At 28.4% G+C, this 26,366-nt stretch carries 25 protein-coding genes; 13 read left to right on the forward strand and 12 right to left on the reverse strand.

Going from position 1 to position 26,366, the window contains the following annotated elements:
- Positions 1-3: 3 nt before the first annotated feature.
- Positions 4-2,031, forward strand: coding sequence for an FtsX-like permease family protein (locus ACTG48_RS17780; protein WP_479917565.1), 2,028 nt, complete (start codon positions 4-6; stop codon positions 2,029-2,031).
- Between the two features lie 243 nt (positions 2,032-2,274).
- Here the strand turns inward: ACTG48_RS17780 and ACTG48_RS17785 are convergent, their stop codons facing one another.
- Entirely contained in the window at positions 2,275-2,505 is a 231-nt protein-coding gene (locus ACTG48_RS17785) for a hypothetical protein (RefSeq protein WP_479917566.1), read from the reverse strand.
- An 85-nt stretch (positions 2,506-2,590) separates the two neighbouring features.
- Between ACTG48_RS17785 and ACTG48_RS17790 the strand changes: the two genes are divergently transcribed.
- Positions 2,591-3,772 carry a sensor histidine kinase gene (locus ACTG48_RS17790; RefSeq protein WP_479917567.1) on the forward strand — a complete coding sequence of 394 codons (1,182 nt, stop codon included), beginning with the start codon at positions 2,591-2,593 and terminating at the stop codon, positions 3,770-3,772.
- Positions 3,744-4,364, forward strand: a complete 621-nt coding sequence (locus ACTG48_RS17795; RefSeq protein ID WP_479917568.1) for a response regulator transcription factor — start codon at positions 3,744-3,746, stop codon at positions 4,362-4,364. The genes ACTG48_RS17790 and ACTG48_RS17795 overlap by 29 nt, the downstream gene beginning before the upstream one ends.
- A gap of 129 nt (positions 4,365-4,493) precedes the next feature.
- Here the strand turns inward: ACTG48_RS17795 and ACTG48_RS17800 are convergent, their stop codons facing one another.
- From ACTG48_RS17800 to ACTG48_RS17810, 3 genes are all read right to left on the reverse strand, one after another.
- Positions 4,494-4,712 carry a conserved phage C-terminal domain-containing protein gene (locus ACTG48_RS17800; protein WP_479918805.1) on the reverse strand — a complete coding sequence of 73 codons (219 nt, stop codon included), beginning with the start codon at positions 4,710-4,712 and terminating at the stop codon, positions 4,494-4,496.
- Positions 4,713-4,844: 132 nt separating this feature from the next.
- The gene (gene tnpB / locus ACTG48_RS17805; protein ID WP_479917569.1) at positions 4,845-5,954 is read right to left on the reverse strand and encodes an IS200/IS605 family element RNA-guided endonuclease TnpB; all 1,110 of its coding nucleotides are present in this window, start codon (positions 5,952-5,954) and stop codon (positions 4,845-4,847) included.
- 620 nt (positions 5,955-6,574) lie between these two features.
- Positions 6,575-7,264 carry a conserved phage C-terminal domain-containing protein gene (locus ACTG48_RS17810; RefSeq protein WP_479917570.1) on the reverse strand — a complete coding sequence of 230 codons (690 nt, stop codon included), beginning with the start codon at positions 7,262-7,264 and terminating at the stop codon, positions 6,575-6,577.
- Between the two features lie 576 nt (positions 7,265-7,840).
- Between ACTG48_RS17810 and ACTG48_RS17815 the strand changes: the two genes are divergently transcribed.
- From ACTG48_RS17815 to ACTG48_RS17835, 5 genes are all read left to right on the forward strand, one after another.
- Positions 7,841-8,761: an AraC family transcriptional regulator gene (locus ACTG48_RS17815; RefSeq protein WP_479917571.1), complete on the forward strand. Its 921-nt coding sequence runs from the start codon at positions 7,841-7,843 to the stop codon at positions 8,759-8,761.
- An 85-nt stretch (positions 8,762-8,846) separates the two neighbouring features.
- Positions 8,847-11,267, forward strand: coding sequence for an excinuclease ABC subunit UvrA (locus ACTG48_RS17820; RefSeq protein ID WP_479917572.1), 2,421 nt, complete (start codon positions 8,847-8,849; stop codon positions 11,265-11,267).
- Complete coding sequence (locus tag ACTG48_RS17825; protein WP_479917573.1) at positions 11,267-12,289, forward strand: serine hydrolase domain-containing protein; 1,023 nt, start codon at positions 11,267-11,269, stop codon at positions 12,287-12,289. Before ACTG48_RS17820 ends, ACTG48_RS17825 begins: the two co-directional genes overlap by 1 nt.
- A gap of 96 nt (positions 12,290-12,385) precedes the next feature.
- Complete coding sequence (locus tag ACTG48_RS17830) at positions 12,386-13,132, forward strand: MerR family transcriptional regulator (protein WP_479917574.1); 747 nt, start codon at positions 12,386-12,388, stop codon at positions 13,130-13,132.
- 85 nt (positions 13,133-13,217) lie between these two features.
- A complete protein-coding gene (locus ACTG48_RS17835; RefSeq protein WP_479917575.1) occupies positions 13,218-14,468 on the forward strand; it encodes an MFS transporter in 1,251 nt (416 codons plus the stop codon).
- A 372-nt stretch (positions 14,469-14,840) separates the two neighbouring features.
- Here the strand turns inward: ACTG48_RS17835 and ACTG48_RS17840 are convergent, their stop codons facing one another.
- Entirely contained in the window at positions 14,841-15,491 is a 651-nt protein-coding gene (locus ACTG48_RS17840; RefSeq protein WP_479917576.1) for a YidC/Oxa1 family membrane protein insertase, read from the reverse strand.
- 712 nt (positions 15,492-16,203) lie between these two features.
- Here ACTG48_RS17840 and ACTG48_RS17845 point away from each other — a divergent pair.
- Together ACTG48_RS17845 and ACTG48_RS17850 are read left to right on the forward strand one after the other, a co-directional pair.
- On the forward strand, positions 16,204-16,797 hold the full coding sequence (locus ACTG48_RS17845) for a nitroreductase family protein (protein ID WP_021386147.1): 594 nt from the start codon (positions 16,204-16,206) through the stop codon (positions 16,795-16,797).
- A gap of 55 nt (positions 16,798-16,852) precedes the next feature.
- Positions 16,853-17,164: a hypothetical protein gene (locus ACTG48_RS17850; RefSeq protein WP_479917577.1), complete on the forward strand. Its 312-nt coding sequence runs from the start codon at positions 16,853-16,855 to the stop codon at positions 17,162-17,164.
- A 203-nt stretch (positions 17,165-17,367) separates the two neighbouring features.
- Here ACTG48_RS17850 and ACTG48_RS17855 read toward each other — a convergent pair whose 3' ends face one another.
- The gene (locus ACTG48_RS17855) at positions 17,368-18,771 is read right to left on the reverse strand and encodes an MATE family efflux transporter (protein ID WP_021386151.1); all 1,404 of its coding nucleotides are present in this window, start codon (positions 18,769-18,771) and stop codon (positions 17,368-17,370) included.
- Positions 18,755-19,216, reverse strand: coding sequence for a MarR family winged helix-turn-helix transcriptional regulator (locus ACTG48_RS17860; protein ID WP_021386141.1), 462 nt, complete (start codon positions 19,214-19,216; stop codon positions 18,755-18,757). The genes ACTG48_RS17855 and ACTG48_RS17860 overlap by 17 nt, the downstream gene beginning before the upstream one ends.
- Before the next feature lie 532 nt (positions 19,217-19,748).
- Here ACTG48_RS17860 and ACTG48_RS17865 point away from each other — a divergent pair.
- Genes ACTG48_RS17865 through ACTG48_RS17875 form a run of 3 tightly spaced genes read left to right on the forward strand, consistent with a single transcriptional unit; the run spans position 19,749 to position 21,463 of the window.
- Entirely contained in the window at positions 19,749-20,264 is a 516-nt protein-coding gene (locus ACTG48_RS17865; protein ID WP_021386150.1) for a PadR family transcriptional regulator, read from the forward strand.
- Positions 20,265-20,312: 48 nt separating this feature from the next.
- Positions 20,313-20,816, forward strand: coding sequence for a flavodoxin family protein (locus ACTG48_RS17870; RefSeq protein WP_479917578.1), 504 nt, complete (start codon positions 20,313-20,315; stop codon positions 20,814-20,816).
- On the forward strand, positions 20,813-21,463 hold the full coding sequence (locus ACTG48_RS17875; RefSeq protein WP_479917579.1) for a flavodoxin family protein: 651 nt from the start codon (positions 20,813-20,815) through the stop codon (positions 21,461-21,463). The genes ACTG48_RS17870 and ACTG48_RS17875 overlap by 4 nt, the downstream gene beginning before the upstream one ends.
- 121 nt (positions 21,464-21,584) lie before the next feature.
- Here ACTG48_RS17875 and ACTG48_RS17880 read toward each other — a convergent pair whose 3' ends face one another.
- The 5 genes from ACTG48_RS17880 to ACTG48_RS17900 form a co-directional block, all read right to left on the reverse strand.
- Complete coding sequence (locus ACTG48_RS17880) at positions 21,585-21,845, reverse strand: DUF3781 domain-containing protein (protein WP_021386137.1); 261 nt, start codon at positions 21,843-21,845, stop codon at positions 21,585-21,587.
- A 172-nt stretch (positions 21,846-22,017) separates the two neighbouring features.
- On the reverse strand, positions 22,018-22,887 hold the full coding sequence (locus ACTG48_RS17885) for an AraC family transcriptional regulator (RefSeq protein WP_479917580.1): 870 nt from the start codon (positions 22,885-22,887) through the stop codon (positions 22,018-22,020).
- A 283-nt stretch (positions 22,888-23,170) separates the two neighbouring features.
- A complete protein-coding gene (locus tag ACTG48_RS17890; protein WP_479917581.1) occupies positions 23,171-23,584 on the reverse strand; it encodes a cupin domain-containing protein in 414 nt (137 codons plus the stop codon).
- 130 nt (positions 23,585-23,714) lie between these two features.
- Positions 23,715-24,470 (reverse strand): ATP-binding cassette domain-containing protein, encoded by a 756-nt coding sequence (locus tag ACTG48_RS17895; RefSeq protein WP_479917582.1) that lies wholly within the window; start codon positions 24,468-24,470, stop codon positions 23,715-23,717.
- Positions 24,471-24,484: 14 nt separating this feature from the next.
- The gene (locus ACTG48_RS17900) at positions 24,485-26,020 is read right to left on the reverse strand and encodes an ABC transporter permease/substrate-binding protein (protein WP_479917583.1); all 1,536 of its coding nucleotides are present in this window, start codon (positions 26,018-26,020) and stop codon (positions 24,485-24,487) included.
- Between the last annotated feature and the right edge of the window lie 346 nt (positions 26,021-26,366).

Below are 26,366 nucleotides of genomic sequence, written 5' to 3' on the forward strand. Positions count from 1 at the left end.
TTAATGAACATTTTTTATATGGCAATAAAAAACCTTAAAAAGAACTTTTCATTCTATTCTCTATATATGCTTTCAGTCTCTTTTGTTATCACTGTATTTTTTGCATTTACTTCATTTTCGGTTAATAAGGTAATGCTAGAAAAGATTTCAACTGATGGTAGAGTTGAGTCTATGTGCAATGTTATCTCTATATTTTTAATGGCTTTTGTTATCTTCTATATGGCATATTCAAATCGATTCTTCTTGAGACATCGTACAAAAGAGCTGAGTATATATGCTTTTCTTGGATATCGCAAGTTTGCAATCCTATCACTACTTACTTTTGAGAATATATTAATTTGTAGTGGAGCTTTTATTGTAGGGTTGGTATTAGGAGCATTGGCTCATAAGGGTATTGTCTTTGGAATTACTAATCTACTCAATTTATCAATTGACAATTCACAAATACCATTTTTTAATATAAGTGCAATAGGTAAAACAACACTCTTTATAGTATTCGTTGTTTTAGTAATAGCTATATCAAACGCTAAATTCCTTTTTAGGACTTCACTTATAAAATTAGTAAGGTATGAAAAAAGTGCAGAAAAAAAGTTGAAGTGCAGAAAAATCCCAGCTTTTATGGGATTTATTATGATTTTAAGTGGCTATTGTCTGGCATTAGATATTCTTCGTGGAACTAAGTCGGTATGGATACGTATAGGATTTTATCAAATAGGATTGGTAACTATGATTCTTATTGTAATTGGTACAGCTCTCTTTATCAGTGCCTTTCTTCCATACATTATGCAACAGAGCAAAAAAAATAGACAAGCTTTCTACACAGATATGAAGATAATAACTATTCCAAACTTTATCTATCGTATACGCTCAAATTCTAAGACTCTAATTATGCTTACATTACTATCTGCTTCTACTTTAACAGTTTCAAGTGTTATGGCACTTTCTTTATACTATCCTATTGCATCAATTTCACGTATTGCACCTTCAGAGATAGAATTTAGGGTAGAAAGAAATGAACAAGTTGAAGATGTAAAACAAATTGTAAGTCGATATACTTCTGATACAGACGATGTTATTTTTACACAGACAGATATTTATAAAGTAACATCTTCAGCAAAAGACCTTCCTCTTGAATATGAGATTGGTACATCTAAAAATGAGCTATCTAATAATAGTTCATCTAAAGGAGTTATCTCAAGAAAAGCAGGATTTGAGTGTATATCTTTTTCGGACTATTGTACATTATTAGAAGCACAAGGTAGAACTAAACTGCTAAAGCAACTTACACCTTTAAATGATAATGAATGTATTTTGATGAAGTATCAACCAAATAATGATGGAAGTATTGAAAATGGAATGATTTACCCACTACTCATCAATGGTAAAGAAACACCTATAACTGTAAGAGAAACATCATTAAACAATACCATTTCTTTTGGTAATAGTGTTGGAACACTTATTGTTAGTGATAATATATACAAAGAAATAGAACAAAATAAATTGCCAGTAACAAGTATTTTGAGTATCAATAGTAAATCAATTAAAAACAATGAAAAATTATATGGTGATATTTCAGATTATCTAAATAAAAGCCCTTATTTACAAGGACATTCTCACAGGATTAATGATTTATTATCAATTAATAGCTCTACATTCCTACTAATAGGATTTCTCGTTATTTTATTCTTTATTGCTGTTGGAAGTATATTATACTTTAACAATATAACAGCAATTTTAGATTCAAAGTCTGATTATGAGATTTTACAAAAAATGGGCTACACTGATATACAAATTAAAAAAATTATTAAAAAACAGGTATTACCATTTTTTAATATTCCGTTTTTACTTGGGATGTTGGATTGTGCATTTGCTACTTTGGTCTATAAAACTGCTTTGATGCAAAATTTACTTGGAACCTCATTCTCACAATATATACCTGTAATTATTGCGGTTTTCTCAACTGCTATAGTATATTTAATATATTACATACTTACTACTAAATCCTGTTGTAAAATCGTATTAAAAAAATGATATTTTTCAAATCGTCATACTTAAATGTGTGGCGATTTGGTATACTTTATTTATTTATAAATATTTGATATAATACAAAACTATAAATTCATAGGTTTAATGTAGTCATAAACTTGATATAGTACAATACTATAAATTCATAAGGAGGTGTATAAGATTGCCAAACTTTAATTTAAAAACATTATTTTTAGGAAACTACATCCTATCACTCCTCTTTATGGGAATCTCTACAAGTATTGAAACTTATATGAATATACAAAGCATTATCCCCTTAATGATTTCAACATTATTGCTTATAGATATTACATATATAACTTCTTGTAATGTCAGAGAAAATAAGATTATTTCACTATTTTGTGGGTTATTAGCACTAGATAGTTGGTATTTACTCTTGTCATTTGTAGCCACACCAATAGGTACTATTATTTTTAAAATATTAAACACAATTATAGCGTATGTCTCTATTAAGTTCATATTTTTATTTTTATTTCAAGGTAGTGGATACAAATTTCGTAAGATAACAGATATTTTGTTAATTATCACCTGTATTACTGCAATTATGGGAGCATTTATATCTGACAAAATCTATGCTTGTATGTATGGAATACAGTTTGTTGTAAGTATAGTAAGCTTTTTCTATATTATTTTTTATCATTGGAAAAGAGTCACTTTTGTTATAAGAAGTGAAAAAAGACCTATACTGATTTCTGTATTTATAACAATTATAGGATTCCTTATTTATTATTTTTTCACACTAAAAATATCAAATCATATTGGTAATTTTGGAATCTATCTAACTGTATTGATATTTTCTATGAGTATTCATGGTATTGTACTTAAAGAAAATGATAGTTTTCCTATTTCAACAGTTTTTAACTTAAAACAAAGGTCTATTTTTCTTTTTACGAGTATTATAGTTATTAGTTTGGTAGTACTGCTTAGTAGTGGTAATTTTTCTATAATATTAATCGCTATAAATGTTTTATTTATGCTGATTTTCCTTTGTAACATTATTTTAGAATTTAATTTAAAGCATGAAAAAAATCAAATTCCTAGAAATAGTAAGTATACTTTTGCATTAGAGAGATTACAACAAGAGGAACAACTAAAAACAGATTTTTCTAATTTTTTACATGACGATGTGTTACAAGATTTGCTTTCAATAAAAAATATGACTAGTAAGTCATATCGTCCAGAAGTACAAGATATTATATATGAAACACTTAACAACTTAAATACACGTATAAGAAAGCAGATGCAGGACTATCATCCTGTAATCTTAAAAAATCTGACAATAAAAGAAAATTATCAGAATTTGATTGAAAGTGTTTCTTCATCATTTCCACAAAGAAATATCCTGGTTGCCTTTAAGTGTTCTGATACTCTATTCTTGGTTGAGCCATATGATATATTGATGTACCGTCTAATTAAAGAATTATTGACCAATGTATATAAACACTCAAATGGTAGCCACGCATGGATAACTTTATCACTAGAAAAAGATATAATAAAATTATCTGTTGGTGATAATGGTGTGACAAATACATCCTTTAAAACTAATTTAGATACACCTAAAATGCCTTTAGATACAACAAAACATAAGGGCATTATCTCAATTAAAGAACAAGTAAAAAATCTAGGAGGAACAATAAATATTTCTGATAATATACCTCCCGGAATTTGTGTACAAATTACAATTCCTATGAAAGGAGATGGTTCATATAAATATTTTGTTAGTTGATGACCACATGCTTTTTGCTAAAAGCTTGTCTATTGCATTAGAAGAATATGAAGAACTCGAACAATTTTATTCCACACAAGATGTTCATAATTTATCAGAAATAATTATAAATAAAAAAATAGATATTGTATTGATGGATATAAATCTTAGAGACTTAAGTGAATATGATGGCTTAGAGCTAGCTTACAATTTATTAGAAACTAACCCTACCATTAAAATAATAATGTTGACTGGATATGACCTACCAGTTTATAAATATAAAGCTAAAAAAATAGGTATCTGTGGATTCCTTAATAAGAATATCAGTCCAGATAGTTTAATTGATTCATTATTAAAAGTCCATCAAGGTCGAACTTGTTTCCCATCTGAAAATAATGAACTAATTATTGAAGATTTGACAAGTATGGAGAAAAAAATATTACAACTTATCTGTAGTGGAAAAAAAAGAAAAGTGATTGCTGATGAATTGTACATAAGTGAAAGAACATTATCAAATCATTTACAACACATATATGACAAATTAGATGTTTCTTCATCAGTTGAGGCTATTACAAAAGCAATTCAAATGGGCTATATTTCTCCAGTATATTAAAAAAAATAGTGTGCTTTTCTCATTTAAAAAATGCACACTATTTTTTAATATACTGTTTATTTTTATATACTCATATTTTAAGCAACTAAAAAACAAACTCACCTCTTAATAAATATCTCTATATAACTCCTAATACATATCATCATATCCATCCCCATAATTACAGGGTTTTAAGGAACTTTCTTCACTTAAATACGACTCAAAATTACAACTAAACAAAATTGCTGGTTCTATATACATTTCCATAGGTGTATATCTCCATCTTTTTACCTTTGCCTCTATAACCTTATAAAAATCATCTAAACTATATCCTTCTTTTAATCTTTCATCTATAATGTCCTTAGTTATACCTGACTGAACCTCCCATGACTAAAGTCACAGGGTTCCTGCTTCATAGAATTTTGCATACTAAAATATGTCTTACAAACTCTCCACAGGCTATCCCCGTAGTTCCTACGGTTCTTACATAAGTTATTTATTTTAAACTGTTATTAGTCTTAGTCCTTCTTTTAGTATATTTATACTTGCATTTATATCTCTATTGTGAGTTACATTACAACAAGGACAAATCCATTCTCTTATATTTAAATTCTTCATTTCCTCGTTTTTGTACCCACATTTATTGCATATTTGTGAACTTGCAAAGAATTTACCTACTTTTACAATTTGTCTACCATACCAATTAGCCTTATATTCTAATTGACGAATAAATTCTGACCATGACACATCAGAAATTAAGCGAGATAATTTACGATTTCTAGTTATATTCTTTACTTGTAAATCTTCTATGCAAATAATATCATTCTCTCGTATTAATTTAGTAGATAGTTTTTGTAGAAAATCCTTCCTTTGATTAGCTATATGTTCTTGAAGTCTTGCAACTTTTAACCTTGCTTTATTTCTATTTAAACTACCAATTGTTTTTCTCGATAGTTTTCTTTGTAATTTAGCAAGTTTATTTAATGACTTCTTAAGATACTTAGGATTTTCTATAAATTGTCCACAACTTGAGATACAAAATTCTTTAATTCCTAAATCTAAACCTATCTGATTATTAGTATTTTCAAATGCTTCAAGCTCTATATCAGTACAACATAATGATACATAATATTTACCACTTGGTTCTTTGGATACTGTAGCATTAAGTATTCTCCCTTGAGGTACTTGTTTATCCCTTACTTTAACCATACCAAGTTTAGGTAATTTTATATATTGACCAAGGTGCATAATATTTCCATTTGTAAAGTTAGTTCTATATGAAAACCTATTAGTTTTCTTTGATTTAAATTTAGGAAATCCTACATTTTCTTTAAAGAATTTTTTATATGCGTTTTCTAAATCTTTTAAGGTGTTTTGTAGTGAAAATTTGTCAGGCTCTTTAAGCCACTCTAATTCTCTTTTTAAATTGGTCAAATCAGAACTACACTGTTTATAAGTAAAAGTTTCTTTATTATTTTCATAAACTTCTATTTTTTTAGCAAGATACTTATTATATACAAATCTACAACATCCAAAAGTTTTGTTAATTAACTCTTGCTGTTTTTTATTTGGATACATTCTAAACTTATAAGCTTTTTCCACTACTATCACCTCACTTTAATTGTTTTTTATGATTATTAATATACATATCCGAGTAACTTCTATTTTTCATCACCCATTATAATATTAACAAACGTAATTATTTAAAACAATTATTTCGAAGGTTTTTATATTTATTTTTAAATAACATATTTAAGAACCGTAAGTCCTAACTTTTATCATTTTTGAGGTTGTCGTTCACATAAGTTCGCTACTACCTATGCAGTTCTCTTATGAACTTCTTACACTTTCATGCAAGCACAGACTATATCTTATCCTTCGGCATTATCCGTTAAGGTCTACCCACTTCCACTACCGATAGCTTGTAGTGTACTTCCCTCAGGAGGAATAGTCGTTGAAGTTTCTCCTATTCGGAGCTTACCTGCTGATTGCCCATTTTAAAGTACTTAGGGTTTAACCTTATACCATCTAACCAATTTTTTCTACTTTCGTAACTTTCACACTTAGGTTTATTTCATCCTTATGTTTTAGTTTGGTTAGCTTTAGGGGTTTCCAGCAATTCAAGTAGTATTGGATAGGTTCTATCCTATCTCTACATATAAGTTTCCCTATATGCTGACTATTTTAGCTACTAACTCATGACTAAAGTCACAAGTGTGCGTAGCTATTTTTCAATCAACTTTAAAATTTTTTCCTGATTCATTGTTTAATTTTTTTATAATAACTTCATGAATAGTTTCTAAAACTCCACAAGTCGATTCTTCATTTGATTCTTCAAGGGTATTTTTTTTAAAATTCTTTTTATTTAAATTGTTTTTTAATAACTCTTTTTTCTTTGTCTCATTTTCTGTTTCACACCCTGTATCAATTACCCACTCATAATCTTTGTCTATACTATATTCATCTATACAGCCGTATGTGCTGGTATTATTGGTTTTGAACAACTCATCTCTATGCTTATGTTTCATTGTTTTTTGATTATTGTTAATAGTTCCGTTAATATATTTCTCTATATTTGTGAAAATATCACTATTTTTTCCTACAACCTCTGTATTACTATCTTCAGAACATATATAACTATACACAGAACAACAATTTCCCTTTACTCCTCTACTTATTAATCTCAATATACCTAAATCTATAAATTCATTTACAAGTCTACTTATTGTAGATATAGATACATCAAGGTCAGATGCAGCTTTTCTTACTGTCATCATAAATTGACCTCTTGGCAAAGTTCCTTTTAATCTTTGTATATTTTCTTTTCTCATTATATAATGATTAAATCTGATTCTATTTACATCACTTCGCTCATTAAAATACAATACCGCTGAATTTAATTGATAAAAGCCATTACTCATATTCCCACTCCTCCAATTTGAATAAATATTTGTTTGTAAAATTTTTTAGATTTCTAAATAACTTATTAAATTATTATTTTTATTAAAAATAATTCTTTGATATTTTTATTTTAAACTTTTAATCATATTAAGTTAATGGTGCAGATTTAACTTTTTTATTTAAACAATAAGTTTAATATTACTTTTAATATAAAGATTTTATTAAACTTAGCATGTAATTTTTTAATATTATTTTATCTTCTCTATATTTTTCTGCTATGTACTAAACTCTAATTCATATCTTAACTTGTTTATATTATGATTTATTTAAATTATGGTTTATTCATATAATAATTTGTCCCTGCCATAAACTATATATTTATATAAATACGCAATCAAAAATAAATCACTATGCTATACTAATTATTACGAAGATTATACTGATAGCTACAAAAACAACTATAAGGAGCTTTATACTTTTTATTAAACACAAGAAAAATGTATAACACCTTATTCATTATAAATTACAAATACCTAAAATTTTATGTATTATCAATTAGTTAATATACATATTTTACACAATGAGGAGGAATAGTTATGACAAACTCTAAAAGTAAAACAGAATATCTAAATCGTATTTACAAAGTACAAGATTATATAGAAGAACATTTGCATGAACCTCTTTCTCTTGATGAACTTTCCAACATAGCAGGGTTTTCAAAGTTTCATTTTCATAGAATTTTCAAAGCCATAGAAAAAGAAACTTTGTCTCAGTATGTAAATAGGCTAAAATTAGAAAACGCAACTTCTTTTCTTATTCACCGCCCTGATATGACAATTACTGATATTGCACATTACTTTGGCTTTACTGATTCTGCTGTTTTTTCTAGAGCATTTAAAAATTATTATAAAATAAGCCCTATAAAATATAGAAATAATTATAGCAAGAATTGCAAAGAACCATATAAAATTTCTCAGTACAATAGAAGCATATCAAAACCTAAATGTAAGAATATTAGAGAGGTTAAGGGTGAAATTGAAATTCTAGAACTTGGTAATATGAACACCATTTACACTAGATATACTGGTTCATATGGTAATCTAACCAGTACTTTTCCAAAACTTTTAGAAAAGCTATTCATATATGCAAGTGAGCAGAATCTAATTGGACTTGAAAATACAAAAATATTAGCCATCTATCATGATAATCCACAATTTACACAGGAGCACCAATTAAGGACTAGTATTTGTATGACAATTCCAGACAACAAAGTTGTCAAAGAAAATGATAATCTTGGCAATATGATAATACCTTCTGGAAAGTATCTTGTGGGACATTTCGATATTTCAAAATACGAATACAGTGATGCGTGGGATTTTATGTATAGAGAATGGCTATCAAATGGCAATTACAAGCTACGTGCATCCTTTCCTTTTGAAGTATATCTTAATAACCCAAATAATCACCCTCAAAATAGGCACTTAGTTGATATATATTTGCCGATAGAACCTTTTTAAATAACCTCGTATAAATTATTCTTGTATTAAGGGTTCATAATCCCTATTTTATGGTTTGATAAGATTGATAAAATGAGGTGAACCAATGAAAGAAATAAAAATTAATGGAGCTAAGATACACAATCTTAAAAATATAGATGTTTCTATCCCAAAAGACAAACTTGTTGTTGCAACAGGTGTCAGTGGCTCAGGTAAATCCAGCCTTATGTTTGACATTGTATTTGAGGAGGGGCGTAAACAATATCTGCAATCTTTAGGTATACTTTCAGGTATTGATAAGGAAGATAAATTTGATAATATTCAAGGCCTAGCTCCTACTATAGCTGTTCAACAAAATATTATTCGTCAAAGTAATCCTCGTTCAACAGTAGGTACAAGAACTAATATACTTAATATGCTTACACTATTGTACTCAGCAGAGGGACAGATAATGTGTACAATGTGTAATACTCCTTTAGGCACCAATCTAGTTTGCAATAATTGTGGTCATGAAGAAGAACGATTGAGACCAAGTTATTTCTCATACAACTCTTCAGATGGAATGTGTATGAAATGTTCTGGACATGGAGCATACTTTGAGATTAATATTGAAAAGTTAGTCTTTGATAAACACGATACCCTAAAACAAGTCTTGGATAGAGCAAAAATTACACCAGGATATTTGAGAGTATTCTCTAAAAAATTCAACGATTATTTAGAGATACAATTCTTACAATTACCTGAAGAAATAAAAAATGAAGTACTCTATGGTCATTATGAAAATGGCAAAAAAAGTTCCTCTTTATCAAAGCTATTTCACAACCGTTACAAAAGGGGTGAGGATTTGAATGGAGTTTACACTATGACTGCTTGTTCTGAGTGTCAAGGCTTTAAGATTGGTGAAGAAGCACGTGGAGTTCTCTTAAATGGAAAACATATTGGTGAACTTGGAAAAATGACTATTTTAGAAATTGATGAGTTCCTTAAAATCTTATTAGGTCAAGGGAATTTAAATACATTTGGTACAAACCTTATAAATGATATTTTATCCAAAACAAGACATCTAATAGAATCACGATTAGGTCATTTATCCTTATACAGAGAAATGTCAACTTTGAGTGGTGGAGAAATTCAAAGACTATTTTTAAATTCACATCTTGATTCAGAGATGGATTCATTAATTTATGTACTTGATGAGCCAACTGCTGGATTACATGAATCAGAAAAAATAGACATCTTAAAATCAATAAAAAAACTTAAAGACTTAGGAAATACAGTTATAGTCGTTGAACATGATAGAAATACAATTGAAATGGCAGAACATATTATTGATATTGGTCCAAAGGCTGGTATTGAAGGTGGACAACTAATTTATCAAGGAGATTTAAATGGTTTACTTAAATCAGACAAATCAATCACTGGACAATATTTATCAGGAAAATGCTCAATGCCTAACAGAGCAACCTCTAGAAATATTGATAGTATTGATAAAATGCCTTGTATAACTGTTCAAAATGCAAATACAAACAACCTTAAAAATGTAACAGTGTCAATGCCTTTGGGTTCTATGGTTGGAATATCTGGTAAATCAGGTAGTGGAAAAAGTTCACTTATATCAGACACCCTACTCCCTCTTCTTAGAAGTCACTTTAATAACCATACTATCAATAGTCAATCAAGTGTTCTAGAGAGTGAAATAAGTGATGAAGATGATTATGCAGTTGTTGAGACTATAGCAGATAGATTAATAGGTACTAAGTATATTTCTGGATATTCAGAAATATCTCAATCTCCTATTGGCAAAAATATGAATTCAACTCCTGCTTCTTATATTGGTATATGGGATAAGATACGTACATTATTTGCAAATCAGTCAGAATCAATAAATAGAGGATTTACAGCTGGTCATTTTTCATTTAATTCTAAAGGAGCTTGCTCTAAATGTAGTGGTAGTGGATATGAAAAGGTCTGGCTGGGTAATAACTTAAGCATCGACCATATATGCAGCGAATGTCATGGAAAGAGGTTTAATGATGAGTCTTTATCCATTAAATATAAAAATAAAAATATTCATGATGTTTTAAATATGAGTGTCTCTGAAGCTGTAAATTTCTTTGAAGATATGCCAAATATTGTTTCACACTTAAAGGTACTAGAACAAATAGGTATGGGATATATAAAATTGGGTCAACCCACACCTACTTTAAGTGGAGGTGAATCTCAAAGAGTCAAACTTGCAAAAGAAATTGGTAAAAAACGAAATGGTAATATCCTTTATGTATTGGATGAGCCAACTACTGGTCTAAGTCTATATGATACTGCCAAACTAATTCAACTGTTGGATGAGTTAGTAGCAAATGGAAACTCTGTAATTGTTGTTGAACATGATATAGATGTTTTAAATGTTTGCGACTGGATTGTTGAACTTGGTCCAGAAGGTGGTGATAAAGGAGGCTATATAATTGCAGAAGGCTCCCCTAAAGCTCTAAAAGAAAATCCAAACTCTATAACAGGAAGGTACCTATAATGAATAAAAATAGTTGCTTAGATTTGACATTTGAAAGTATAGAACCCTCAAATGTTGGTATGAGTTCAAAAAAACTTTCACAACTTGAACCTCTAATAATCTCTCAGTACAGCAATATAAATGGAATAATTATCGCAAGAAAAGGAAATATCGTCTTTGAAAAATATTATAATGGTTATAATATTGATGATACTTTTCATGTTGCATCAGTTACAAAAAGTGTTATATCAGCTTTAATAGGTATCGCAATAGACAACGGATATATAAAAGATGTTGACCAAAAAGTTGTTGATTTTTTTCCTGAATATACTTGTAGTCCTACTGAAATATGTAAAAAGGCAGTAACTATACGACATCTACTTACAATGACTGCACCATACCCTTTTAAAAATAATACTGAGTCGTTAGAGAGATTTTGTAAACAGAAAGATTGGATAAAATATGCCTTAAATCAACTTGGTCAAAAAGGTGATATTGGTACTTTCAAATACTCTTCAGCTGGAACGCATCTACTTTCAGCTATTATCACAAAGACTACAGGAAAATCTGCTCGTGAATTTGCTAATGAATACTTATTTAAACCTATTGGTATGAAAGAGATACCAGATTATGATATGAACGGCTTTGGCTTTGAAGATTTATTTGGAAAAAATCTTAAGGGTTGGGCAAAAGACAGACAAGGTAATTCTACAGGTGGATGGGGACTTATGTTGAGCACTAGAGATATGTTACGATTTGGTTTTCTGTATTTAAATAAAGGTATTTGGAATAATAAAAGTATTATATCTAAATCATGGATTGAAGAGTCTGTCAAAATGAATACCAATGAGTATGGTTACCTATGGTGGCTATGTAAAAAAGATGGAGTTTTATGGTATTCAGCAATGGGAGCTGGAGGAAATGCTATCTGTTGTATTCCACAATATGACTTAGTGATAGCTATCCCATCTAAGATAGTTTTTAAACCTCGTGACAGATGGGATTTTATTCAAAAGCACATACTTACATCTATGATAGATTAACTATATCACAAATAGCGAAACCCTCCACTATAACACCAGACTTTGGTTTAGTGATATTATGATTGATACTATATACATAAAAGGAGATGAATACTAATGGAGACTTACACAACATCAGAGGTAGCAGAATTAATTGGTGTACATCCTAATACTGTGCGTTTATATGAGGAACTCAACTTAATACCTAGACCCAAGCGTAATACAAATGGTTATCGTATCTTTAATGATTTTCATATAGAACAATTTAGATTTGCTCGTACAGCCTTAAAAATTGAAGTTCTACAAAGAGGATTGAGAAAAAATGCTCTTGAGATTATTAAAACATCAGCAAATAGAGATTTTGACAAGGCTATTTGTCTTGTAAATCACTACTTGCAACAATTAGAAATAGAAAAATCTAATGCTGAAGAAGCACTCACTATTGTCACTCAAATTTTAAATGGAAATTCTCAGGAAACAAATAAACTATTTTTAACTAGAAAAGAAACTGCAGAACACTTAAATGTTACAATAGATACTCTAAGAAACTGGGAAATGAATGGTTTGCTAAAAGTAAAAAGAAAACAAAATGGTTATCGTGTATATACTGATGAAGATATAAAGAGACTTAAAATTATCAGTTCACTTCGTTTAGCAAACTATTCTCTTTCAGCTATTTTACGAATGTTAAATGCTTTGTCTTGTAATCCTGATACTAATATCAAAGTTGTCATTGACACTCCAAAAGATGACGATGAAATTATTTCAGTATGTGACAAATTGATAACTTCGTTGAAAGAAGCTGAGCATAATGCAAAAACCATGAAGTCCCATCTTCAAATTATGAAAAAACAATTTTCTTAACCCTACACTCTAACTCCAGACTTTGATTTGTGTGTTATCCTTAAGAACGAGAAAAATTCAACACACAAATCAAAGGAGGAATAGAATGGAAAACAAAAATACTCACTCTACATGGAAGAAAAAAGTAATCACATTTCTAGCAAGTCAATATATTTCTTTATTTGGCTCATCACTTGTACAGATGGCTCTAATATGGTATGTCACACTTCAAACATCATCAGGTATATGGGTAACAGTTTTAACTGTATGTTCCTTTATACCTCAAATGATAATTTCTTTTTTTGCTGGGGTATGGGCAGACTACTACAATAGAAAAGTACTCATAATTGTATCAGATGCAATAATTGCCATCTCTACATTAGTTCTAATCATATTTATGATGTCATCAACTGGAACAAAAAATGAATTGATAGCCATAGCAATAGTATCTGTTATACGTTCTCTAGGAAGTGGTGTGCAGACACCTGCTGTAAATGCAATGATTCCTCAACTTGTACCAGAAGAACACTTAATGCGTTTTAATGGCATAAATGGTAGTCTACAATCTATAGTACAATTTATAGTTCCTATTGTAGCTGCAGCAATACTTAGCTTTGGTAACCAAATAAATCAAGTTCTTTTAATCGATGTATTCACTGCAATTATTGCTATTGTATTGTTGATATTTATCAAGATTCCTAAGCATAACATACCAAAACAAGTTGAAAAAGCATCATTTTTTACGGATATGGTGTCAGGAATAAAGTACTGCTTTTCAGATAAATTCATTAGAAAGATACTTTTTAGTTATGGAGCTTTTATGTTTCTTTGTGTTCCATCAGGATTCCTTATAGGACTGTTGATTGAACGTACATTTGGTAGAGGTTATATCTATCTGTCCATTATTGAAATGATTGGATTTTGGGGTATGGTTTTAGGTGGATTGATTATAGGAATATTTGGTGGCTTTAAAAACAGAAACAAGACTTTTTTCTTAGCAATATTATCTTATGCTGTTTTTTCAATTATTTTAGGTTTTGTAACACAGGCATGGCAATTTTTTATATTTATGTTTTTTACCAATTTTTCAATTCCAATTATTCAAGCATCAGCTATGACTATGTTACAAGAACATGTAGAACCACAAATGCAAGGTCGAGTGCTTGGTTTACCTATTATTATATATACTGGCTTCATACCTCTTGGTATGATGATTTTCGGACCAATGGCAGATATAATATCTATTAATAATTTAATCATAATAGCAGGTATTATACTCTTATTTTTTGCCTTTTCTATTCCCTACTCAAAACAGTTTTATAAGCAAGGGATATTTAAGTCAAAAGAATCTAAATAATATATACTAAAATGAATCATACTATACAATGCTCAACTAAAATTATATACTGCCTTAATAATAAGTATCTTAGCCATTTCACGTGAAACTCTACATGCTGAGAATTCATTTTAAATATAAAATCATGATATCTAATTATTTTAAATCTATATGACTGTTTTTTAATATTGTAAGTGATTTAACTTCATTATCAGCAGTCATGTAAATCTATCTTCTTTTTTATAGATTTTATTTTAGTCTATATCAATTTATTTATTTTGCAACTATTTTTAATAGTATTATTATAGTATTATTATAGTATTATTGATAAAAATAGCCTGCTAACTATATCTCATGTTAGCAGGCTAAAATATTTCTAGAATAATAAATATATTACTTTATTACTATTCTATTTTTTCGATTAAAATATATTCTAAAGCAAATATCTTCAATTAATGAATAAATTGCACTTGTTATAAAGTACAGACCTATAGCTACTGGAGTTCTAACAGTCAATATAAGACTCATTATAGTAGTCACTATAGCCATTTGCTTGTTAAACTTTACTTGAGAATTCACCTTAAAATACGGTATATAATTCACCAAATTTGAAGCTAACATAATTAATGTATATATACAAGGCAGTATAAATAAGTTATCAAATGTACCTAAATTAGCAATCCATGGAATTATAATTGTTGTAAATTCCTTTGTCATATCTAGACATACATGATATAACGCATATACTACTGGCATTTGCACCAAAATTATAAGGCATCCAAGCATACTCTTCATGCTTTCTACAGAATTTACTTGTATTTGCTTTTCCAATTCTTTAGTATCATTCTTATACTTTTCTTTTATATGTTCCATTTTTTCTGCTAATTCTTGCTGTTTTTTTACAGAAAACCTTTGTTTTAATGATAGTGGCATTAGTACTAACTTAACTATTAAAGTTATAAGTACAATAGAAATTCCAAAATCTCCTGTAAAGTTAAATAATATACTTAGTAATCCTTGTAATATACTTGAAATGAAATCCATTTTATTCTCTCCTTTTATTTTTAGTTTTTAGGATTATAACAGATTCATTTCAAATTAAAATAAACTACAATACCTCCAAATATCATACTTTTGAAAAACGATATACTGTTTAGGCAATCTTTCTTCAGAGTATGTAATTCTATTTACAAATATGTTTCTTATTAAAACATATGTAATTCTATGATTTAAGAGGTCTTTACAAAAATAAATTATACTACCAACGATAGATATCAATAATGTCATATAAATTAGTATATATATCATACTATCCATATCTAATTTCACTACATCACCTCTTCAGTATTTATATTTAGCTTTAAATAATTTCAGTGTTCATACTTAGTTTTAAATAATTATAGTATATAAATTTCCTAATGTAAATATACAAGTTGTAATATTTATCATATTTTATTCGAAATATTTATAAGTATCCAGCCTTTTCATATATAACATTTACTGAACCTCCCATGACTAAAGTCACAAGTGTGCGTAGCTATTTTCTAAGCAAAATCCTTTAAAATATTTTTTTTAATATCTGAACAAAACAATATTGAATTTTTATATTGAATTCTTACATTTAGTCATTAATACAATATTAAATATAACCAAATACTAAAATCAATGACTTTTTTTATGATTAGTGCTAAAATAATTAAAAATAGAAACTAAAACTCAAATGAATTTTCAAAAAAATAAACGGAGGTTACTTAAGATGATAAGTGATTCTATATCAAAAAGACGTAGTATTAGAAAATATAAAAAACAAAGTATTTCACATGAAACTATAGAAAAAATAATTGAAGCTGGAATAAATGCACCTTCATCTAAAAACAGACAACCATGGCGTTTTGTTGTTGTCACTGAGAAGGAAAAAGAATCTATGCTCAAAGCTATGAGTAAAGGTATTCAAAATGAAATTGACGACAATGGACTTCTTCCAGAAAGTCGTCAACATATCGCTGGTGCAAATTACACAGTTAAAATTATGGAACAAGCTCCAGTAACAATCTTTATTTTAAACATATTAGGTAAATCACCTTTAGAAAGCTTATCTGCTGAAGAACGCTTTTATGAAATGGCAAATATACAATCAATTGGAGCTGCAATTCAAAACATGTCACTTGAGGCTGTAGAATTAGGTCTAGGTAGTCTTTGGATTTGTGATGTATATTTTGCATATCGTGAATTATGTGAGTGGTTAGATACAGACAGCCAATTAGTAGCAGCAATATCTTTAGGTTATCCTGATGAAGAACCATCAATGAGACCTAGATTACAATTAAGCGATGTAACTGAGTGGAGATAAATAATTATATTGGGTAAATAAGACTAAAAGAATTTATATTAGGCGAGGTATTTTAATGAAAAAAATAGCTAAATCTTTTACATTTTGGTTTCTTTTAATAGCATTATTTGAGATTTATATGCATCAAATTGGGCAAGACTCAAAGAGTATTGTTCTAATAGGCTTAAATCCTATCTTATCTATTATTTCTCGCACTGATAGTTTTCTTGTTTTCATGGATTCAGGTATGCAAATACCATGTAGAACGATTATGGGGTCAATTTCAATTTATTGGTACATAGCATCTATGCTTTCTTTTCTTATTTATGGCATAATCTTAGATTTGATTAGAGTAATTATTTCTAAAATTGTACACAAAACAAAATAAACATTGTAAATAGTGCATTTTCTTGAGCTATTATGAAAATTTGATTGTTTTTTAAACAACCTTCTCAAGCAAGGCAGAGTATCTACACTCTACAATCTAACTGTAGCTCCTGAAAATGCACCTAAGGTTACATATGAATATTATTTTAGTGTTAATTAATAAAAATTAATTTAATATATTTAATATATTTCTTAGAAAGTATATTATACCTCCATAACCTCTTTGTGATTACCAATCACCTTATTTTGCTTTATAGTCAATGACTTCATTTCATGAAGTGCAAAGTATATACATACAATTGCTGCCGCGGCATCTGCTATTGGCCCTGCAAACATTACTCCATCAATTCCCATAAACATTGGTAAAATCACTATTAATGGAATTAAGAATAAAATCTGACGAGTCAAAGAAGTAAAAAGTCCCAGTACTGATTTCCCAATTGATGTAAAGAAAGTTGATGATATTATTTGAACACCATTTATAAATGTTAAGAATAGGAAAGTTCTAAAATAATGTTCTGCAAATATAAAATAAGTCTCATTTCCATTACCAAATATAGATGTAATTTGTCGTGGGAATATTTGGAAGCATAAGAATGCAATACTAGCTATAACAGTTGCACTTCCTACTGCTAACTTATATGCTTCTTTTACACGATTATACTTTTCAGCCCCATAATTGTATCCTATAATAGGTTGCATACCTTGTGCTATACCTATAATTATAGATATAAAAATCATATTTACTTTAATAATAATACCAACACAAGCAAGTGGAATCTCACTTCCATAAACTGACCTAGCTCCATAATATGCCAATGTATTGTTCATCACTATCTGTGTTACAGTCATTGCTAATTGATTAAAACATGAACTTGAACCTAGTGCAAATATATGTTTATAAATTATACTCTCTAATTTAAAACTTTTCTTATGTAATTTGATATGTTGAAAATTCTTTATATAATAAACACTGATTCCAAAAGATATAAGTTGCCCAATGACAGTTGCTAAAGCAGAGCCAGCAATCCCCATATTAAAAACAAATATGAATAGTGGATTTAAGATTGTATTGATGACTGCTCCTACTAACATACAAAACATAGAAGCTTTTGGTCTTCCATCTGCAAGTATCAACTTACTCATTCCAGTGGACATTATAAGAAATGGTAATCCGATTGATGTAATTTTTGTGTATGTGTGTGCATAAGGTAGTATTTCTGATGTAGAACCAAAGAATTTTAATAGTGGTGTCAAAAATACTGATACTATTACAAACAAACTTATTCCAAAAATAGCCATCAAACAAATAGAATTTCCTGCTGCTTTTGTAGCCTTTTCTGAGTTTTTAGCCCCTAATTCCAATGAGCATTTAGATGCTCCTCCAATACCTAATAACAAGGCAATTGCTGTACATATTGTAGTTAATGGGAAAGCAACATTTGTAGCAGCGTTACCTAATACCCCAACACCTTGCCCAATAAATATTTGGTCAACAATGTTATATAATGCACTTACTAACATTGCTATAATACTAGGAATTGCATACTTAGTTAATAATTTTGAAACTTTATCATATTCCAATGGTTCTTTATAGTTTTCTTCCAATTTCTTTCGCCTCCAATTTTGCTTCTTCATTCATATCAATAGCTAGAAAGGCAACCTTTTCTAACATTGATATAAATAACTCTTTCTCTTCTTTCTCAAACGAACTCAACAATTCTTCTACATATCCATTTGTTATTTTTAATATTTCATCATAACATTCTAAAGATTTCTCTGTAGGGTATAAATGCCATGTTCTTTTATCCTTTACACTTGGTTTTCTAGTGATGAATCCTTCTTTTTCTAAATTTGCCAAAGCTCTTGTTATATTACTAGGATTCACAAGGATTTTTTTAAATATAGTATCTTGTGTAATGCCTGGATTATTACATATGTGTAACACATAAAAATATTGGCTATTATTGATTCCAATATCCGCCAATTTCCTGTCAATATAATTTGTATTATATCTATTTATAATGGAAACCCATTTTAATAGCTCTCTCATATTCTCTCCTTATTTATTATTCACCATTTTTTGCGTACGCAATAATCTATTTGCTCATGCAATCATTCTACTGCTAATTTTATTCTTTGTCAATAGCACCCAAGTTTATATTTAAATTATAAAGTCACTATAAATTTCATATATTAGACCATTACTTTAATTTAACTATCTTTAATTTTTCACTAATGTTTAATTACCTTTTATATTAATCTATTTACATAAATATTTTCTAATTCCTAATTCCTAATTCCTAATTCCTAATTCCTAATTCCTAATTCCTAATTCCTAATTCCTAATTCCTAATTCCTAATTCCTAATTCCTAATTCCTAATTCCTAATTCCTAATTCCTAATTCCTAATTCCTAATTCCTAATTCCTAATTCCTAATTCCTAATTCCTAATTCCTAATTCCTAATTCCTAATTCCTAATTCCTTTTAAGTTTATTTTAAAAATCATATTGACACAATATTTATTATCTGTAATAATATTTATATCGAAACGATATATATCTAAGTGATATTAGGAGGCAATATGTTAGAATACATTATTTTAGGATTCTTAATGGAAGAAGAATTAAGTGGGTACGACTTAAAGCAATGGATGTCACATAGTACATCATACTTTTTTGATGCTAGCTTTGGTAGCATCTATCCAGCACTTAAAAGATTAGAAACAAAGGGATATATCTACTGTCGTGAAGCTATAGATGGTAGCAAATTAAAAAAACTATATTCTATAACTGATTCAGGTAAAGAATACTTTCTTGAATGGCTAAAAAAACCGATAAAATTTTCTAAAACAAAGCAAGACCATCTTGTTAATATATTCTTTTATAAGTATCTACCTAAAGAAGTAATTGAAACAAACTTAAAACTATTTATAGCTGAGGTTGAATTACTCTCAGATAAACTAAATAAACAAAAAATTGATGCAGAAAAAAATCATTGTATTGAAGAATACAAATACATGTATTCCACAATGATTTATGGAGTTGACTATTATAGTTTTGTAATTAATTGGTGTAAAGATTTACTAAAAAATTTGTAAGATATAATTTTTTAAAATAAATATACATAATAAAAGGAGATGAAACTTATGAGACTTTTAATACATGATTTAACTGAGGAAGAATTAGATAAGCTAGCACCTAGGCTTAATGAAAATATAAAAGTGCTTCCAAACACAAAAGAAATTCACAAATGTATTGGTTGTTTTGGTTGCTGGATTAAAACTCCTACTGAATGTGTTATAAAAGATTATTATAGTAATATGAGTAAACTTATAAATGACTCTGATGAACTTATTATAATAAGTAGATGTTGTTATGGAGGATTCAGCCTTTTTGTAAAAAATATAATTGATAAAAGTATTAGCTATATCCTCCCATACTTTGTAATGAAAGATAATATGATGCGTCATAAAAGTAGATATAGCAAACAAATAAATTTAAAAGCTATATTTTATGGAAATCATATTACAGAAGCTGAAAAAGACACTGCTACCAAATTAGTACATGGAAATTCCATAAATTTTAATATGAAAGAACACTCTATTTGTTTTTATGAAAATATACAAGATATAAGAGGTGAATCTATATGAATATAGCGATGATAAATGGTAGTCCAAAAGTGAATAAAAATAATTCACAGTATTTTTTATCTGAAATAGAAAAACTTATTAAAAAAGACAATAAAATTTTTACATTTAAAATAGATAATACTTCTAAATACCCTGATGCTTTTAATGCTATACTTAACTGTGATAGATTGGTAATTGCATTTCCTCTTTATGTAGATGGCATTCCATCTCATTTGGTTCATTTTCTAGAGAAATGTGAAAAATTTTTAAATACACAAAATAAAAAACCTATTCCAGTGTATGCAATTGTTAACTGTGGATTCTATGAGGGCGAACATAATCATTTGGCAATTCAAATGATAGAGCATTGGTGTAAAAAGGTCAATTTCACATGGGTTCAAGGTATTGGAATTGGTGCTGGCGAGATGTTTGGTTCACTAGAATCTGTGCCTTTGGGTAAAGGTCCAAAAAAAAAATTAGGTATTACACTAAAAGAATTATCAGGAAATATACTTAATGACAATATGAACATTGAGAATTCTCGTAAAAATAATATTTTCATTTCACCTAATTTCCCTAGATTTCTATATAAACTTCTGGGTAATTATCAGTGGAATCCTCAAGCTAAATCAAATGGTTTAACTAAGAGTGATATACTAAAGAAATAAAAAAATAGAATGATATAACAATATCAAAAAAACCGTCAAGTACAGCAAAGCCATTCATCTTGATGGTTTTCATGATATTCATATTTACTAAACAATAGATAGCATAAAATACTCCTAATTTCTATATGTTGCAATTCTTTTCTTTATGAGCTGTAATGATTGTGTAGCTATAAGCATTTACTGTTATAATACAATTATCTACACTTATATACCAGTTTTTTCCCTTTCTATTAATAACAGCACTTGAAGATTCTATTTTAGTTTTACACCAGTTCACTACATCATTTATCTCTAAAGAAAGGTTTTTCTTAATTCTTACCACACCTAATTCTGTTGTATGTAATTTATCTAGATTTCTAAGTAATTCATTTTCTGGATTCATTCGTATTAGAACACCTCACCCTTTATAAAATTAAATATATATTATTTAATTCTATTTTATCATAGCCTTCTAATAAAGTAATTTTTTCTACTGTTTATAAATTCCTTATTAACATATTAGAGTTATAAAACTATTTTTATATGAATTTCTCTACTTTATATTGCTACTTTTTTTAAAGAATTGGAACCCAAAACTGAATTTCGCTCAAACCACTATCATTAACATTTTCTCCATATTTTACAAAATCATATAAATTATTTTCATTTAATTGACAACTTGAATTAGGAAACCATTCTTGATAGATATATTCTACAACATTTTGCATACTATCTTCATTTCTTCCAATAAATGTAAAGATAATATAATTACTTTTTGGAAGTGTAAATTTTTCCATTCCATTGGTTAATTTACCAAAACAAGATACTTGTGCTCCTGCAATATATGTAAACATAGGTGTATTTTCAACTTCTTTAAAGTCACTATAATCATTGACTCCAATTAAGAAATCTAAATCTACTCTGTTCTCTATCAATTCTTTATTTTTATGTAAACTTCTCCAACACCTTCCAATAATATGAAATCCCCTTTTTACTTTACCAGAATAGCCAACAATATTTATCTCTGTACAATCGACTTTTTTAATGTCTAAAATCATATCTACACGCAATTTTTTCCGATTATTAATATCAAATTTTAATTGTATTGGTAAAAAGTCTTTATGTTTTCTAAAAAAATTCGGACTATATTTAAACATTTTTTTAAATCTGTGTGAAAAAGAGCGTTGTGTGTCATAACCTGAAATTAAAGCAATTTCAATAATTGGCCTTTCTGTAAAAATAAGCATTCTTGCTGCTTCAGTCAATCTACGTCTTTGTATATAATTATGAACAGTAAAACCTACAACTGATGTAAACATTCTATGTAAATGGTACTTTGAATAACCTGTTTCTTTAGCAATGGCATCTAAATCCAACATTTCATCTAAAAGATGTATCTCTATATAATCCAAAGCTTTTTCAATAGTAATTAAATTATTATCCATGTAGAACACCTCCTATTTTAAAGATAACATATTGTTTTAGTTTATTTTTCACATTCTTTGCTAATGTTTTGATTTATTTTCTTACATATAAAAGGCACTTCAACTTGAAGTGCCTATACATTACATCTTTATTTTTTTAATTTAAATATCTATCACTATTTATAAGATTTAATATTTCAACTCTTTTAATGTTTCAACTCTTATATAAACATACTTGTAACATTCCTTATTTCCAAAGATTTATAGACCTATCTGTTAACTAAGCTTACAACTTATTAGCTTTTTATTTAAGTTTACTATAATCTTCATCAGATACAGGTTCTAGCCATTCATTGAAGGCACCTTCAGCAGGTACCTCTATAGCTAAATGCTGAAACCAACTATCATGTGCAGCTCCATGCCAGTGCTTTATATCTGGTGGTATATTTACTACATCACCTGCATGCAATTCCTGAGCTGGCTTTCCAAATTCTTGATAGTATCCTCTACCTCCAGTTACAAGTAAAATTTGCCCTCCCTTATGGTGTATATGCCATGAATTTATTGTAGAAGGTGCAAATGTTACATTGCCAATTGCTACTCCATTCGTGCTAAGCATATTTAAATAACATTCTCCTGTAAAATACTGTGCAAATGCTTTATTTTCCTCACCAATAGGAAAAACTGCTCCTACACCTAAATCTTTTTCTCTACTCATTTCTAATTCCCCCTATGCCTTAATCTAACTTTTTTACACTTCAAGTATACAACTTGAAGTTAACTCTAAGGCAATAGCTTTTACTATAATAATTTAATTTTTAATTTAGATTTATTTTTTAATCTATTCCTTATAAATCCTCATCCTCAATTATAGATTTTCTTATATTCAATAATTGGTCTACAAATTGATTAGCAGGAGAATTTAAAATATTCTTTGGAGTATCATACTGTTGAATAACCCCATGATTTAATACCAAAGTTTTTGTACCTAAAATCAAAGCTTCATAAATATCATGTGTAATAAATATAATCGTAACTCCTGTTTTTTTATGAATTTCTTTTATCTCTTTTTGTAATTGCTTTCGTGTAATCTCATCGACGGCACCAAAAGGTTCATCCATCAATAAAATTTCTGGAGAAGAAGCTAAAGCTCTTGCAATACCTACACGCTGTTGTTGCCCACCCGATAATTCTGATGGATAGCGGACTTTCATATCATTCGGTAATCCCACTATCTCCATCCACTTGTCTACAGCATTTTTCACTTCTGATTTATTTTTTTTATTGAGAAGATTTGGTACATATGAAATGTTTTCTTCAACAGTCATATGAGGAAAAAGAACACTTCCCTGTACGCAATACCCTATTTTTCTTCTTAACTTAATTAAGTCCTCATTTTTAATATCTGTTTGATTTATCAAGATATTCCCACCATCTGGCAAAATCAAACCATTAATCATTTTTAAAAGTGTTGTTTTACCAGAACCAGATGAACCAATAACAGTTAAAAATTCTCCTTTTTCTATATCTAAATTAAGATTATTTATGATAGTTTTATCATCATATTGTTTTTCAATATTTTTAAATTGTATAATAGGTGTCATTATATTTCCTCCAATTATAAAAGACCTTTTTTACTCAAAAACTCATGTGCAACTTCTCTAGGCTCTAAATTGTTATTTTCTACATCATAATTCATTTTAGCCATTTCCTTATCAGTCAAAGTATTTTCAACCATTTTAAATACTTTTGATAACTCTGGATGTTCCTCTAATACTTCTGAACGAACAACATTTCCACATTGATAAGATGGATAGAAGTTTTTATCATCCTTTAAAACTACAACGTCTGAAACACTGTACTGACCATCAGTTGTAAATATAGGCATTACATCAATTTTGCCCTCATTGATAGCTTGATATTTTAATCCAATATCTAAGTCAACTGTGTTTTTAAAGTTTAATCCATATGTATTACACAATGGAGTATATCCATCCTCTCTCTCATAAAAATCATATTCTGCTCCAAATGTTAATTTAGAAGATGCATCCTTTAAATCCGAGATATTTTTTAAGTTATATTTTTCTGCAACTTCTTTTCTGACTGCCAATGCATAGCTATTAGAAAAACCATACATACCAGTCCATTGCATTTTAAGTTTATTTTTGTATTCCGATTGTAATTCACTAAACATATCTTCAGTATATAATTCATTTTTCTTAAGTACCATATTCCAACCTGTCCCTGTATATTCTGGATAAATATCGAATTCTCTATTTTCCATAGCTGGCTGAATATTAGACGTTCCTCCACCTACACCTTGTGTAATTTCTACTTTTAGACCAGTATTCTTTTCAATTAAAATATCCAACATCTCACCAAGTATATATTGTTCAGTCATAGGTTTTGTAGCAATATGAATAGTTTGAGTCTTCGAAGAATTAAATAAATATGATGTAAAGATAGCTAATATGAGAATAAAACTTCCTAGAATGGCAAAAACTTTTCTTTTATTTTTCTTTTTTCTTTTTATTTGAAAAAATCTCTCTACTAATCCTAAAATAAAATCAAATACTAAAGCTAACAAAGCGATAAGTATACTTCCAGTAATTGTCATTACTGTATTATTTGTCGTGATTCCTCTATATATGGCTACACCTAATCCTCCAGCACCTATAAACGAAGCAATACCAGCTAATGCAATTGTCATAATGACCATGTTTCTAATACCAGACATAATAACTGGTAAAGCTAGTGGAAGCTTTATTTTATATAGTATCTGAAAATCTGTACTTCCCATCCCTCTAGCCGCTTCAAGAATATTTTTATCTACATTAGTAATTCCAGTATATGTATTTCTAACCATAGGCAATAATGCATAGATAGTAAGAGCAATAACAGCAGTAGTATTTCCAATTCCAGAAAATGGTATTAAAAATCCTAGCATAGAAATCGACGGAATGGTATATAGAAAATTAATAGTTCCCAATATGGGTTTAGATGAACTATGAAATTCGCTTACAATTATACCAATTATACCACCTAAAACTATTGCGATTATTATAGAAATAATAGAAATAGTCAAATGCTCTATAGATAATTTTATAAAAAAATCACTTCTCTCAGATAATAATGTCAAAATAGCATTTATCATTTATCTCACTCCTTTTTATGAGTTTTACTTAACAAGATTTAAATTTTAATTTAGTAATAGTACTCATTTTAATACATCAACAAATTATTCCATAAATTACATGTTAAGGTTATAATATTAAACTTGCAAGTAGGCACAAAAAAGTAACTATTAGAGAATATTTTCTTATATATTATCTATAAAAATAAGAAAAAATGCCAGAATCGTTAAAATCTTGATATTTAAACGAATTTCTGACACTATATTTAATTAAATTTGAATATTTCTCATATTATTTACTACTGTTAAGTTTAAGTATCATTTTATATACCCATTATACTTATTAATATATCATATATTAATTATA

The organism is Clostridioides sp. LIBA-6822, assembly GCF_056688955.1.